The following is a 14,416-nucleotide window of genomic DNA, read 5'->3' as shown; positions in this document are numbered from 1 at the left end:
GTAATATAGTGTATTGTTTTTTTTGTTCTGTAAATTATATTTGCGTAAGTTTTATTCAGTAATATATGAGTGATTTTGAGGTTAATCCATTTTATGAGTTAATAATAGACGATTTGATGAATCGTAAATACTCTGTAGTAGACGCTTTTTTTACTGCACAGGAAATAGAACTGTTCCGAGCAAACTTGAAACTTAAACGAGAATTAAGCAGTTTCAAAAAAGCAGCTATTGGGAATAACGAAAATGAACAAATCGTTGAAGAAATACGAGGTGATTCTATTTTGTGGTTAGATCAGACAGAGCCTGATGAAGTAGAGAAAATGTATTTTGATAAAGTAAATGACTTTATCTTATATGTTAATCGCACTTGTTATTTAGGTTTACAAGGGGGAGAGTTTCACTATGCGTGTTATCCTCCTGGTACATTTTACAAGCGACACTTGGATATTTTTCACAGTGATACCAGACGCACCTTATCGATGGTGTTATACTTAAACGATGAACATTGGAATCCGAGTTGGGGTGGTGAGCTTGCTATTTATCTTCAAGATGAAGATGCAAATGAGAAACAGGAGATTATCCATGCATTGCCTGGGCGATTGGTTATCTTTGATAGCAAAGCGTTAGAACACGAGGTGAAGATGGTTAACCATACGCGATATAGCATTACGGGTTGGTTAAAGACAAGATAACAAAAAGAGCTGTCCAATGAACAGCTCTTTTTATTTCGACATTCCTTTTGTCTACTCTAATGAATAATGCCCCGTTTTGGAGATTATTTCATTTAAAGCAACCTTATCTATACTGTCTTTTTTAACTTCTATGGAATGGTCAGATAAAGTTACTTTTGCTTCCAATTCTGGGTGATCAGCTACTAGTTTTTCTATTGAATCGATGCACCCTTGACATCCTATACCTTTTATTTTATATTTTGTTGTCATAACTTAAGTTGTTAGTTTATTTTTGTATTACAAAGTTAGAGCTACCTTAGTAGATTATGTTATATAATTCGTGGGATTAATTGTCTAATTTGTTGGTTTAAACTATTTTCACTTATACTTAGAGTACTATGTTTGATTTTCGCTTAAAGGTTTTTTATACGGTAGCAAAGAAAAACAGCTTTACCAAGGCTGCTAAGGTATTGTTGATTTCGCAACCAGCTGTAACAAAGCATATACAAGAGATAGAGTCGTATTATAAGACAAAGTTATTTGTGAGAAATGGCATGAAGATAGCGCTTACTGAATCAGGTGAATTGCTGTGTGGCTATGCCGAAGATATTTTCTCTACTTATCGAAATTTAGAGTTTGATATGCACGCTTTAAATGCCAAGATGGATGGAAGTCTTCGCCTGGGAGCCAGTACTACTATCTCTCAGTACGTTTTGCCGCCAATGTTAGCTGCCTTTAGAGAGAAAGTGGGTGATATACACATAGACGTTGTATCGGACAATACTTTTGCTATCGAAAACGCTTTGTTGAATAAGCAAATCGATGTGGGAATGGTTGAAGGCAACAGTAAGAATCCGCAGATTAAGTATATTGACTTTATCAAAGATGAGATCGTACTGGTGTGTAAAGCAAATAATCCCTTTGTTAAAAGTGGTGTTGTATCGCCAAGTGATTTGAAGAATTTTACTTTTTTACTTCGCGAGAGTGGTTCTGGAACTCTTGATGTGATTGAGAGTAACCTTAATAAGGTTGGAATTTCTGTCCATGATTTAAAAAGCGATATGAGTTTTTCAAGCACAGAGAGTATTAAGATGTATTTAATGCACTCTAATAGCTTTGCTTTTTTGTCTATTCACGCCATTTTAAAAGAGCTTAAATACAACGAGTTGATCGTGGTAGATATTAATGGATTGGATATTCACCGCTATTTTAGTGTTATTCAACGTCAAGGGCAGGAGAGTGCTTTGGTTGAATTATTTATTCGTTTTGCACAATCGTATAACTTAAAGTTATAGAGTATAACAATTATGTATTTACTTATTTGAGTTTACTGTAGGAAATTTGCAAAGTAAAATCAGATAATAATGTCAACAAACAACAATAGTGGAACTAATCTTGCAAAGATTGTTTTAATCGGTTTAGCTCTTTTGAGTTTTTTCCCTTTTATATCCTCAGCAACTGCTTTGGTATTGGGAATTATCTACGCGCAGATATTCGAAAATCCGTATAATAGCCAAACAAAGAAAGCAACTGGACTTTTATTAAAAGTAGCGGTTGTTGGTCTGGGATTTGGTATGAATGTTTACAGTGCTATTTCTGCGGGTAAAGATGGGTTTATCTTGACGATCTTCTCTATATTTCTAACCCTTGTTTTAGGTTTTATCCTTGGTAAAGCCCTTAAAATAGATAAGAAGATTTCTTACCTTATTTCATCGGGTACGGCTATCTGTGGAGGTAGTGCGATCGCTGCAGTCTCTCCTGTGATAAAGGCTGATGAGAAACAAATATCTGTGGCTTTGGGGATTGTCTTTATTTTAAATTCTTTGGCCTTGATTATATTTCCTCCGATAGGTCATGCATTAGGACTTAGTCAAGTTGACTTTGGACTTTGGTCAGCTATTGCCATTCACGATACTAGTTCGGTAGTAGGCGCGGCTGCAAAGTATGGTGACCAGGCTTTAGAAGTGGCTACGACTGTAAAATTAGCGCGTGCTTTATGGGTTATTCCCGTAGCGTTCTTGTCAACAGTTTTGTTTAACAATAAGGGGGGTAAGGTTAAGTTGCCTTATTTTATCGGTTTATTCGTTTTAGCCATGCTTGCTAATTCATATATTCCCTTTGTACAGACTATAGGTCCTTATATTGTTGAAATTTCCAAAAAAGCTTTAACCTTAACTTTATTTTTAATAGGTACTTCTTTATCTTACCGCACGGTTAAATCTGTCGGAGTTAAACCCCTGTTAGAAGGAGTAGGGCTTTGGATATTTATCTCTGTTACTTCTTTGTTGTATATCCTTTATGTGAATTAAGGTGTTTTATAGAGAAATAATTTAATTGTGTTTAAATCACAATACAACACAGTTGTGGATACTAGTCAAGTAAAATATCACCAAGAGTAAAGATTGATACTCCCAGTAGTAAACTAATTGAAACAAGCAAACTAAAATACAAAACAAAAAAGCCTTTAAGACATCTTAAAGGCTTTTTTGTTTGTTTTGTAATTATACTTGAATCACGCCAAGGTTAAAGGGTTTTTCAATTGGTGCGTGATTAGCTGCTTCAATTCCCATAGATATCCATGTTCTGGTATCTAAAGGATCGATAATAGCATCTGTCCACAATCTTGCAGCTGCATAATAGGGAGATACTTGATTGTCGTATTTAGCTTTTATTTTATTGAACAATTCTTCTTCTTGTGCAGCAGTAAGTTCTTCTCCTTTGGCTTTTAGGGAAGAAGCTTCGATTTGTAGTAAAACTTTAGCTGCTTGTGCACCTCCCATTACGGCAAGTTCTGCACTTGGCCATGCAAAGATAAGTCTTGGATCATAAGCTTTTCCACACATGGCATAGTTTCCAGCTCCATAAGAGTTTCCTACTACAACGGTGAATTTTGGAACTACTGAATTGGCAACGGCATTAACCATTTTTGCTCCATCTTTGATAATTCCTCCGTGCTCTGATTTAGATCCTACCATAAATCCAGTAACGTCTTGTAAGAAGACTAATGGTATTTTCTTTTGATTACAGTTGGCTATAAAACGCGTTGCTTTGTCTGCTGAATCAGAGTATATCACTCCACCGAATTGCATTTCGCCTTTTTTAGTTTTTACTACTTTGCGCTGATTAGCTACAATTCCTACAGCCCAACCATCAATACGTGCATACCCAGTAATGATTGTCTGTCCGTATCCTTCTTTATACTGTTCAAATTCAGAGTTGTCTACAAGGCGTTTGATGATCTCCAGCATATCATACTGTTCCGAACGTGCCTTTGGTAGTATACCATAAATGTCTTCTTGCGGTAAACTTGGTTTTGCTGGTTTAACTCTATTGTAACCAGCTTTGTCAAAATCACCTATTTTATCTACGATGTTCTTAATAGTATCAAGAGCATCTTTGTCGTCTTTGGCCTTGTAGTCAGTTACACCTGATATTTCACAGTGTGTTGTTGCACCACCAAGTGTTTCGTTATCTATACTCTCACCAATTGCAGCTTTTACTAAATAGCTACCTGCAAGGAAAATACTGCCTGTTTTGTCTACAATTAGCGCCTCATCACTCATAATCGGTAAATAAGCGCCACCTGCAACACAGCTTCCCATGACTGCTGCAATTTGGGTAATACCCATACTGCTCATCACAGCATTGTTTCTAAATATACGTCCGAAGTGTTCTTTGTCAGGGAAAATTTCATCTTGCAAAGGCAAGTAAACACCTGCGCTATCTACCAAATAAATGATAGGCAGCTTGTTTTCAATGGCAATTTCTTGGGCTCTTAAGTTCTTTTTACCTGTAATAGGGAACCAAGCTCCTGCTTTAACCGTAGCGTCATTAGCCACTACGATACATTGTTTTCCTTTTATATATCCTATTTTAACAACAACACCTCCCGATGGACAACCACCGTGTTCTTCATACATTTGATCCCCTACAAATGCACCGATCTCTATACTCTTTGCACCTTTGTCTAATAAGTAATCAATTCTTTCTCTTGCTGTTAATTTACCTTGCTCGTGTAATTTGGCAATTCTCTTTTCTCCACCACCAAGTTTAACTTTGACAAGTTTTCTCTTTAAGTCAGAAAGTAAAAGCTTGTTGTGGTCTTCGTTTTTATTGAAGTTTATATCCATAGTAGTTTGGTTATTTCTGTTGTTCTGTGTAATCGTTTTCGCTAAAATACAAAAATTAGAATGATATAAAACAAGAGCTGTGAGAATTGATTATTTTAAAAAAAACGCAATTAGCGTATCATTGTATGGTTTTATTAGTGTAATTTTGTCTCGTTTTATTTACACATTTTATTTACAATGTCATTAAATAGTATTTTTCAGTTTTTAGTGCCTAAGGATAAAACTTTTTATCCATTATTTGAAAAGGCAGCAAGTAAGATTAAGACACTTTCAAAAACCTTGCATGAAGCAGTAAATGCTCCAGCAAAAGAAAGAGATAAATTACTTAAAGATGTAGAAGTCCTAAAACAAGATATTGAGGCTATTGCCCAAACTACTCGTGTTGAATTGGGAAAAAACTTCATTACTCCTTTTGACAGAGAAGATATCCACAACCTTATAACTGCTGTTGACGCTATTGCAGATAATCTATCTGATGCTGCTTCTCGTATGCGATTGTACCAAATAGACAAGGTAACTAAACCGCTTCGAAAGTTGACAGAAGCTAATTTAGAGGCTTGTAGTGAAGTCTCACGTGGGTTATTAGAACTGAAAGACATGAAGAATTTAACTGCATTGGCTGAGGTTTGTAAGAATATTTCTCGATTAGAGCGAAAAGCAGATAAGGTATTTGACAAAGCTGTAGCTGATATTTTTGAGAATGAAAGTAATGCAATAGAAATAATTAAGTATAAAGAGGTCATGATGGCTCTTGAATCTGCTACTGATAGTTGTAGAGACGTAGCTAACGTATTGGAGACTATTACAGTAAAATATGCTTAATAACTAAGGTTTATACTTATGGAGTTTATAACAGAAATGTTAAGTAATCAAGCTGGTATAATGCTGATTGTTATTATCATATTAGCTCTTGGTTTTGATTATATTAACGGATTTCACGATGCTGCCAATTCTATTGCCACTATTGTAACTACGAGAGTACTAACTCCGTTTCAAGCAGTTTTGTGGGCAGCTGCATTTAACTTTGTCGCCTATTTTATCTCTTTGTATATTATTGGAGAATTTAAAATTGGTAATACAATCGCCAAATCAGTCAATATTGACTTTATTACTTTGGAGGTAATTTTATCGGGATTGGTTGCGGCAATTATTTGGAATTTAATTACTTGGAAGTTGGGTATTCCATCTTCGTCTTCACATACATTAATTGGTGGATTTATTGGGGCAGCTGTAGCTCACGCTGGTGGATTTGCGCCAGGAGGAGTGGATGTTATTGTATATGAAAAAGTTGTTCCTATTTTCCTTTTTATCTTTGGAGCCCCTTTCTTAGGGATGTTTTTAGCATACTTTATCACAGTGGCTATTTTGTGGATTTGCCGCAAGATGAATCACCACAAGTGCGAAGTGTGGTTTAAGCGTTTGCAGTTGGTGTCTTCTGCGTTGTTCTCTTTAGGACATGGTGGAAATGACGCTCAAAAGGTAATGGGTATTATCGGGGCGGCGGTAATTTACTATCACATTAATATCGATATGGACCCGGCATATACTGTAGAAGGTGTAAATACTTTCTCTGTGTTTGTAGAGCATTGGTGGTGGGTGCCTTTGGCATCATTCATTTTCATCGGTTTAGGTACTTTATCGGGAGGATGGAAGATTGTTAAAACAATGGGGTCAAAGATTACCAAAGTAACTCCATTGGAAGGAGTTGCTGCTGAGACAGCTGGAGCTGTGGCTTTGTATGTAACAGAGCACTTGGGAATTCCTGTATCTACTACTCATACTATTACAGGTTCTATCATCGGGGTAGGTATCACTAAGCGTGTATCTGCTGTAAGATGGGGGGTGACTATTAATCTTTTATGGGCATGGATTTTAACTATTCCTGTATCTGCGATAATCGCTATGGTGGTTTACTATCTTGTATCCCTGTTTATCTAAAAAGACAATTTATTTATAATCATAGAAAGGAAAGTACATAGTGCTTTCCTTTTTTTATTGCTATTAAAGAGTTTTAAGAGGCTTTCTTGTAGTTGAGCGATTAGCTTGTCTTTCTATGGAAATAATCGCTAAGAAGGTTTTGTTTGGGTTTATTTGAGGTAGATCTTTTCAGGGGAGATTTAAAAAAAGCAATGTTGGTAAATAAAGAAAGACTGCTTTAAAGCAGTCTTTCTTTATTTGTGTGTCTTAATCCTCATCTTTTTGTCCCATCATCATTAGATAGGCTTTTAAAAACTGGTCAATTCCACCATCCATTACATCATCTACATCTGTAGACTCTTTGCCTGTACGCACATCTTTTACAAGTTTGTATGGGTGCATTACATAGTTTCTAATTTGAGATCCCCACTCAATTTTTTTCTTGTTAGCCTCGATTTCATCTCGCATGGCTTGTTTTTTCTTGAGCTCGATTTCATACAATTGCGACTTTAATAATTGCATCGCTTTTGTTTTGTTGTCCAATTGAGAACGAGTTTCCGAGTTTTCAATGATAATTCCAGTAGGGTGGTGACGCAGTCGAACTGCTGTTTCTACCTTGTTTACATTTTGCCCTCCAGCACCACTCGAACGCATTGTTTCCCATGAAATATCCGCTGGACTGATCTCAATTTCAATCGTATCATCCGCTAAGGGGTAAACGTAGACAGAGACAAACGAGGTGTGTCTTTTGGCATTACTGTCAAAAGGTGAGATACGAACAAGTCGATGCACACCGTTTTCTCCTTTTAAATAACCAAAGGCAAATTCACCATCAAATTCTAAAGTAACTGTTTTTACTCCAGCAACCTCACCTTCTTGGTAGTTGAGTTCTTTGATTTTTAGGCCGTTTTTCTCTCCCCACATGATGTACATACGCATGAGCATAGAGGCCCAATCGCAACTCTCTGTTCCACCAGCACCTGCAGTAATCTGCAATACAGCGCTCATGTTATCTCCTTCGTCAGAAAGCATGTTTTTGAATTCTAACTCTTCGATAATAGTTAGAGCACTTTGGTATTGACTCTCTACATCCTCTTGTGTAGCCTCGCCTTCAGAGTAGAACTCCAAAAGTATCTGCAATTCTTCAATTGCGCTTTTTGCACTCTCGTAACCTTCCACCCATTTCTTTTTAGATTTTAGGTTTTTTACGATTACTTCTGCCTGTTTTGGATTGTTCCAAAAGTCTGGTGCAAAGGTTTTTTCTTCTTCATTAGTGATCTCGATTAACTTCTTATCGATGTCAAAGATACCTCCTTAACGCACCAAGGCGATCAATAATGTCCTTCTGTTGTTCTGTAGTTACCATAATTTTTAATACTTTTATGCACAAAAATACTTATTCCAAACTATATATGGAAATTAATTTAACTAGTGACACAATAACAAAGCCTACTCCTGAGATGTTGAATTATATGCTTAAGGCAAGGGTAGGGGATGATGTATATAAACAAGATGGAAGTACAAATGAATTAGAACTTGCTGTAGCAGAGCTCTTTGGTATGGAGGCGGCTCTTTTTTTTCCTTCGGGAACCATGGCTAATCAAGTAGCCATAAAATTGCATACTCAGCCTGGAGATCAGCTTATTTGTGAGCGTACTTCACATATTAATCAATTTGAAGCGGGAGGACCTGCTTTTCACAGTGGGGTTACCTGCGGGGTTATTGACGGAGATAGAGGTCGTATTACGGCAGATCAAGTTTTAGAAATGTATACAGATGCGTCTAATTTTCATTATCCAATCTCTACACTTGTTTGTCTTGAGAATACCACTAATAAAGGTGGTGGGGCATGTTATGAGCTACCAGAGATTGAAAAAATACGCCGAGTATGTGATGAGAAGGGAATGAAATTGCATTTGGATGGTGCCCGATTGTGGAATGCCTTGGTAGCTAAAGCCCAACACCCAACACATTTTGGTAAATTGTTTGATACTATATCGGTTTGTTTTTCTAAGGGATTGGGCGCTCCTGTGGGATCTGCTTTAATTGGTAGTAAAGAGTCTATTCAAAAGGCTATTAGATTGCGTAAACTCATGGGGGGTGGTATGCGCCAAACTGGGTATTTAGCTGCTGCTGCATTATATGCTTTAAAGAATAATGTCAGTAGATTGCAAAGTGATCACCTTAGAGCGAGACAAATAGAGGTACTTTTGAATAAAAAAGCTTGGGTAGCTGAGGTATTGCCAGTGCAAACAAATATCGTTGTGTTTCGCTTGCATAGAAAAGAGGATGTGAAGAAGTTTTTTGATAAACTAAAACAAAAGAACATTGCCATTAGTGAAATGGGAGGTGGTTGGCTTCGCATTGTAACGCATTTGGATTACAGGGAGGTAATGCACGAGTATGTAACAGAAGCACTACAACAGTTAGAAATATAAACAAAAGCCATCACATTGATGGCTTTTTTTGTGCGTGTATTTAAGAGTTTTGATTTCGCTTATATGGGTAATTTGCTGTTTGCAAACATTTAGTGGAATCTCAACAAACGGGGCAAGGGACATTCCTTGTTTTAAAAAGTGAAGATGTGCGTTTATAATTCCGCGTTTACCTTCACTACTTTTTAGGGAGTGATTGTTGTTTTACGCGAAGATAATACAGGGGTGATATTGGCAAGCAAGGTCTTTGTTTTGATGTCTTTTGTCAAAAAATAGAATTGGTTATAAGGCTAATTTATAATAAAAGTATAAAAGTGGTGTTTAAGTTTTTTACTCAGTTTAAAAAGTTTAATTTTGTTTAGATTTAAATTAAATAATGGAAAAGTTAAAAAAGCGTTGGGGACTAACTTCTAATTTTCAGTTAGTCATTGTTTTTATTGTTTTTGCTATTACTGGGTCTACAGCTGCAATTGTATCCAAGCCAATCTTAGCTTTTTTAGGTATAGAACGTGGGGTAATGCATCCGATACCATATTGGATTTTGTATATCATCATCATTATGCCTGTATATAAAGTTCTTCTTGTTACTATAGGTACTATTTTTGGTCAGCACACTTTCTTTTGGAACTTTGTCAAGAAAATGCTAAGGGGAATGCGCCTTGGATTTTTGCTTCCGAAAGAGAAACAAGAAAAAGAAAAATAAGAAACAATATTTATTAATCATATAGTAAAAGAGCTCGATTTATCGAGCTCTTTTACTATGGTGTAATTATGTGATATCTTCTAATTGATTGGGGTAGTTGGGTATAATTAATTCTTGTGGATGATAAAAATACATGGTCGTTTGTGTAAATCCACTTTTGTTTTTTTCCAAAGTGAAACTGGTTTGGTTTGTATAAATTCAGTTTCAAGTGTGATGTCACAAGCAACACATATCAGCGTGTTTGGGTTTAGTATTTGACACATGTCCTGTAATAGCTGATTGTTTCTATATGGCGTTTCAATAAACAATTGAGATTGATTTCTCTCTAAAGAGATTTTCTCTAAGTTTTTCAATGCGCTTTTCTTTTCTGATTTGTCAATTGGGAGATAGCCATTAAATGCAAAGCTTTGTCCATTCATTCCAGAAGCCATAACCGATAATAGAATAGATGAAGGTCCTACCAGTGGAGTGACTTTAATATTCTTCTTATGTGCTAAATCAACAATGACTGCTCCTGGATCAGCAACTCCAGGACAACCCGCCTCGCTCATAACTCCAATGCTTTTGCCTTCTAACAAAGGTTTGATATAGTCTTTGTACTGGCTAATCTCTGTGTGTTTGTTCAGTGGGAATAAGATTAATTCAGATTGCTTTTTTTCAGGGCAAATACTCTTGATAAAGCGCCTTGCAGTTTTTTCGTTTTCTACAATAAAGATATCGAGCATCTCGATTGCTCTTTTTACAGTTTGCGGTAAAACATCTAAGGGGTTAGTGGTTTCTCCTAATGTAATCGGTATTAAATATAGTGTACCGAAGTTTGTATTATTATCCATTGGTGATTTGAAGTCTTTTGAATTGCCAAAGGTATGAATAAAAAAAAAGGAAGAAAATTACTTTCTTCCTTTTCTCTATATATCTAAGATCTTAAATCTTTGGCAATTACTTCACAAGTTTCATTTAGCATTCTAAATACGTTGTAAAAACCTCCTGGTCCTCCAAAATAAGGATCTGGAACTTCTTGGTCTTTACCTGGATTAAGCTCGTTTAAAATCAATTTGACCTTTGCTTTAGCCTGGTCATTTGGAGCTAGTTCAATTACATTGTCAAAGTTAGATTGATCCATTACATATATGCGGTCAAAAGTATCAAAATCTTCAACTGTAAACTGACGTGCTCTTTGATTTGTTAAATCAATATTGTAATTCTGTGCGACTTCAATTGATCTTGGGTCTGGTAATTGTCCTACATGCCAAGCGCCTGTACCGGCAGAGTCTACTAAGAAATCTTGCTTAGGAAGTTTTGATTGTAGTATTGCTTCTGCTAAAGGTGAGCGGCATATATTACCCAAACAAACCATCAAGATCTTTGCCTTCATTACATATTGAATTTCAAGTTGATATCGTCGTGGTATTTTTTGAATTCTTTATCTGTTTCAATTAGGTTGTCTATTGTCTTACAAGCGTGTAATACTGTAGCGTGATCACGACCACCAATTTGAGAACCTATACTCGCTAAAGAAGCTTTTGTATATTTTTTTGCAAAATACATCGCTAATTGTCTAGCTTGAGCAATATTTCTTTTTCGCGTTTTAGATCTAAGTGTCTCAGTATCGATTTCAAAATAAGAAGATACAACTGTTTGAATAAAGTCAATTGATATCTCTCGTTTGACATTTTTAACGAATTTCTCAACCACTGAACGAGCAAGATCAAGAGTTACTTCGCGTTTGATGAAAGACGATTGAGCAATTAAAGAAATAATAGCTCCCTCTAATTCACGAATATTTGTTGATACGTTTTGTGCAACGTATTCAATGATTTCTTGAGGCATTTCTACACCATCTCTGAATAGGATACCTTCAACAATTTTTACTCTTGTCTCAAAATCAGGGTGTGATATCTCTGCAGATAATCCCCATTTAAAACGAGATAATAAACGTTGTTCTATATCTTGCATCTCTACAGGAGCTTTATCAGAAGTGATAATAACCTGTTTTCCATTTTGGTGTAAATAGTTAAAGATGTGGAAGAATACTTCTTGAGTACCAGTTTTTCCAGATAAGAATTGGATATCATCGACAATTAAAACATCAATTAATTGATAAAAGTAGATGAAGTCATTTCTTGTGTTTTTCTTGATAGAGTCAACAAATTGTTGAGTGAATATTTCTGCTGAAATATACAAAACAGTTTTGTCAGGATAAAGTTCCTTGATTTCAACACCAATAGCTTGTGCTAAGTGTGTTTTACCAAGACCAACACCTCCGAATATCAACAATGGGTTAAATGAAGTTCCTCCCGGTTTGTTAGCAACAGCTAAACCAGCTGAGCGCGCCAAACGGTTAGAGTCCCCCTCTAAGAAATTATCAAAAGAATAGTTTGAATTTAACTGAGATTCAATTTTAACATTGCGAATACCAGGTATAACAAAAGGATTCTTTAGTTCAGGGTTTTTGTTTTGAATTGGTACGTCTAATTCTTGTGGCTTAAGTGGACTTCTTTGAGCACTTGGTAATTGTTCTGTAAAAGGCTTTTTATTACTTTTTGTAGATTCCATTTGAATCTTGTATAGTAATTTCGCATCTGGTCCTAATTGCTTAGTCAGTGCTACTTTAAGAATTTTTACATAGTGCTCTTCTAACCACTCATAAAAGAATTTACTTGGTACTTGAATACACAAAGAATTTTCTTTGGTCAATTCAATTGCCTTAATAGGCATAAACCAAGTTGTAAAAGCTTGGTCTTGAATATTATCCTTTATGAATTCCAGACAATTGTTCCATACAGATTCAGCTGTCATGTTTGTATATTCACGCATTTTTGGTTAGAATTAAAAAACAGTTACTATTTTTGAGTGATTTATGGGGGTAGAAATCGCATTTGATTTCGATGACAAATATGTGAACAATTTTTGGGATAAAAAAACTTTTTAGGCATTGTAAAAACCAAAAAAAATTGGTAAGTACTTAAAATAAATAAATAAACAAGCAATCTAATTGATATATGAAAATATTTGATACAAACGTGCGTGTACGCTACGCTGAGACTGATAAAATGGGTGTTGTTTACCATGGAAATTACGCGCAATATTTTGAAATTGGGCGAGTTGAGTGGCTTCGGAACTTGGGAGTTTCTTACAGGAAAATGGAGGAGCTTGGAGTGATGCTTCCTGTGGTTAGTTTGTCAATGAATTACAAAAAAGGAGCTAAGTATGATGATAATCTTACAATTAGAACAATCTTTAAAAAAGCTACAGCGGTGAAGATCGAATTTGACTACGAATTGTACAATCAAGATGGCGAGTTATTAACAACGGCTAACTCGGTTTTAGTGTTTGTCAATATGCAAACCGGTCGTCCTTGTGCTGCACCTGATTATGTAAGTGAGCGAATAAAATTATTATAAAAACTACTGTTTTTTTAATTTGTTTTTCATTCGCAATAAACGAAGTATTTAGTTATATTTACAAAAACAAACGATATGAGATCAGGAAAATGGCTACTTGTTGTAGCTACACTAATGGTTAGTTCTACTTATGCTCAGAAGAAAGCAATGATTGATGGGCGCGCTCGTCTTTTAGATGGTAGAAGTGTACCAGTTACAATTGAAAATAGAAGTAGTAAAGAAATAGCTGTTGTTGACCAAACAGGATATTATATGATTACGGCTCAAAAGGGCGATACGCTTCGTTTTACCAGTAAGTTTAGTGTAACGTCTGATTATGTAGTAGAGAAACAAGATATTAAAAAAGGCAGGGTGAATGTTGTTTTGGCTAAACCAGGACAAAATTTAGAGGAGATTATCATTATTAAAAAAGATTTTGGTCCTGACTTTTTTGGCAAGTCTGACGAACAAATTCTCTCACCAGCAGAGGCTAATTATTCACGTAGAAATACCCTTACAAGTGCTACCCCAACTGGAGGACTTGGTATTAGCGTGGATGCGTTGGTGAATCTTTTTTCAGGACAACGCAAAAAAGATAAAGAGGCTATTGTATATGAACGCTTAGAAATCATTGTTAAGGATTTTGTTGAGAAGTATCCAAAAGAAGATTTGACAAAAGATTTGAGTATCCCTTCCGAACAAGTTGATGCATTCTTATACTACTTGGCTGCTCAAGCTGATATACAAAAAATACCAGTTGATCGCTCAGAAGGATATCAATTGCTTTTAGCACAATACTATGATGAGTTTTTAATCTTTACAGGATTAAAACCATAAAGGATATATTGTTATTATATATTAGACAAGCGGGAGTTATTACATAATTCCCGCTTTTTTCATTTAATGCAGTTATATACTTATTTATTAAATATATCTTGTTTTTGTATATTAACTAATTGTATTTAGTAAGCTCTCCGATATAGATAGCTTCACTATAACCATTTTCATAGATGATATCAACATAGGCTTTGTAAGATGAAATGTCTTTTGTTGATCTACCATGGAATTGATTTTCTGGTAAAACCATCGAGGAATCCATATATCCATATATGAAGTTCACTAGTATTATATGTGGTTTATTTGTAGTATCTTTCTCAATTAATCGAACAGCTATTAT

The 14,416-nt window shown here is 35.5% G+C and carries 16 protein-coding genes; 9 read left to right on the top strand and 7 right to left on the bottom strand.

Annotated elements, in window-relative coordinates:
* The first annotated feature begins 65 nt into the window (after positions 1-65).
* Positions 66-692 (top strand): 2OG-Fe(II) oxygenase, encoded by a 627-nt coding sequence (locus GOQ24_RS04605; RefSeq protein WP_160339205.1) that lies wholly within the window; start codon positions 66-68, stop codon positions 690-692.
* 51 nt (positions 693-743) lie between these two features.
* On the opposite strand, the gene GOQ24_RS04600 is transcribed toward GOQ24_RS04605, so the two are convergent.
* Positions 744-941 (bottom strand): heavy-metal-associated domain-containing protein, encoded by a 198-nt coding sequence (locus GOQ24_RS04600; protein ID WP_155092294.1) that lies wholly within the window; start codon positions 939-941, stop codon positions 744-746.
* Between the two features lie 128 nt (positions 942-1,069).
* Here GOQ24_RS04600 and GOQ24_RS04595 point away from each other — a divergent pair, with 128 nt between their 5' ends.
* Both GOQ24_RS04595 and GOQ24_RS04590 read left to right on the top strand, forming a co-directional pair.
* The gene (locus GOQ24_RS04595; protein ID WP_155092293.1) at positions 1,070-1,966 is read left to right on the top strand and encodes a LysR family transcriptional regulator; all 897 of its coding nucleotides are present in this window, start codon (positions 1,070-1,072) and stop codon (positions 1,964-1,966) included.
* A gap of 69 nt (positions 1,967-2,035) precedes the next feature.
* A complete protein-coding gene (locus GOQ24_RS04590; protein ID WP_155092292.1) occupies positions 2,036-2,980 on the top strand; it encodes a YeiH family protein in 945 nt (314 codons plus the stop codon).
* 192 nt (positions 2,981-3,172) lie between these two features.
* On the opposite strand, the gene GOQ24_RS04585 is transcribed toward GOQ24_RS04590, so the two are convergent.
* The gene (locus tag GOQ24_RS04585) at positions 3,173-4,801 is read right to left on the bottom strand and encodes an acyl-CoA carboxylase subunit beta (protein WP_160339204.1); all 1,629 of its coding nucleotides are present in this window, start codon (positions 4,799-4,801) and stop codon (positions 3,173-3,175) included.
* A 177-nt stretch (positions 4,802-4,978) separates the two neighbouring features.
* Here GOQ24_RS04585 and GOQ24_RS04580 point away from each other — a divergent pair, with 177 nt between their 5' ends.
* Together GOQ24_RS04580 and GOQ24_RS04575 are read left to right on the top strand one after the other, a co-directional pair.
* Entirely contained in the window at positions 4,979-5,623 is a 645-nt protein-coding gene (locus GOQ24_RS04580; protein ID WP_155092290.1) for a DUF47 domain-containing protein, read from the top strand.
* A gap of 18 nt (positions 5,624-5,641) precedes the next feature.
* A complete protein-coding gene (locus GOQ24_RS04575; protein ID WP_155092289.1) occupies positions 5,642-6,739 on the top strand; it encodes an inorganic phosphate transporter in 1,098 nt (365 codons plus the stop codon).
* 246 nt (positions 6,740-6,985) lie between these two features.
* Here the strand turns inward: GOQ24_RS04575 and prfB are convergent.
* Positions 6,986-8,084, bottom strand: a protein-coding gene (gene prfB, locus GOQ24_RS04570; RefSeq protein ID WP_155092288.1) for a peptide chain release factor 2 whose coding sequence is annotated in 2 segments (ribosomal slippage) — positions 6,986-8,020 and positions 8,022-8,084 — 1,098 coding nt in all. Because the reading frame shifts where the segments join, the coding sequence is not laid out codon by codon here.
* Between the two features lie 46 nt (positions 8,085-8,130).
* Here prfB and GOQ24_RS04565 point away from each other — a divergent pair.
* The gene (locus tag GOQ24_RS04565; RefSeq protein ID WP_160339203.1) at positions 8,131-9,156 is read left to right on the top strand and encodes a threonine aldolase family protein; all 1,026 of its coding nucleotides are present in this window, start codon (positions 8,131-8,133) and stop codon (positions 9,154-9,156) included.
* A 373-nt stretch (positions 9,157-9,529) separates the two neighbouring features.
* Complete coding sequence (locus tag GOQ24_RS04560) at positions 9,530-9,856, top strand: DUF6787 family protein (RefSeq protein ID WP_155092286.1); 327 nt, start codon at positions 9,530-9,532, stop codon at positions 9,854-9,856.
* A gap of 107 nt (positions 9,857-9,963) precedes the next feature.
* Here GOQ24_RS04560 and GOQ24_RS04555 read toward each other — a convergent pair whose 3' ends face one another.
* From GOQ24_RS04555 to dnaA, 3 genes are all read right to left on the bottom strand, one after another.
* Complete coding sequence (locus GOQ24_RS04555) at positions 9,964-10,689, bottom strand: SAM-dependent methyltransferase (protein WP_160339202.1); 726 nt, start codon at positions 10,687-10,689, stop codon at positions 9,964-9,966.
* 83 nt (positions 10,690-10,772) lie between these two features.
* A complete protein-coding gene (locus tag GOQ24_RS04550) occupies positions 10,773-11,231 on the bottom strand; it encodes a low molecular weight protein-tyrosine-phosphatase (protein ID WP_160339201.1) in 459 nt (152 codons plus the stop codon).
* The gene (dnaA, locus tag GOQ24_RS04545) at positions 11,231-12,673 is read right to left on the bottom strand and encodes a chromosomal replication initiator protein DnaA (RefSeq protein ID WP_160339200.1); all 1,443 of its coding nucleotides are present in this window, start codon (positions 12,671-12,673) and stop codon (positions 11,231-11,233) included. Before dnaA ends, GOQ24_RS04550 begins: the two co-directional genes overlap by 1 nt.
* A 185-nt stretch (positions 12,674-12,858) precedes the next feature.
* Between dnaA and GOQ24_RS04540 the strand changes: the two genes are divergently transcribed.
* Both GOQ24_RS04540 and GOQ24_RS04535 read left to right on the top strand, forming a co-directional pair.
* A complete protein-coding gene (locus GOQ24_RS04540; RefSeq protein ID WP_155092282.1) occupies positions 12,859-13,260 on the top strand; it encodes an acyl-CoA thioesterase in 402 nt (133 codons plus the stop codon).
* A gap of 75 nt (positions 13,261-13,335) precedes the next feature.
* On the top strand, positions 13,336-14,076 hold the full coding sequence (locus GOQ24_RS04535; RefSeq protein WP_155092281.1) for a hypothetical protein: 741 nt from the start codon (positions 13,336-13,338) through the stop codon (positions 14,074-14,076).
* A gap of 115 nt (positions 14,077-14,191) precedes the next feature.
* Here the strand turns inward: GOQ24_RS04535 and GOQ24_RS04530 are convergent.
* A partial coding sequence (locus GOQ24_RS04530) for a hypothetical protein (protein WP_160339199.1) occupies positions 14,192-14,416 on the bottom strand: 225 nt, incomplete at its 5' end.

This window comes from Myroides sp. LoEW2-1, assembly GCF_009767705.1.
GTDB classification, from domain to species: Bacteria; Bacteroidota; Bacteroidia; order Flavobacteriales; family Flavobacteriaceae; genus Flavobacterium; species Flavobacterium album_A.
This window is presented reverse-complemented; position numbering and strand designations above follow the sequence as displayed.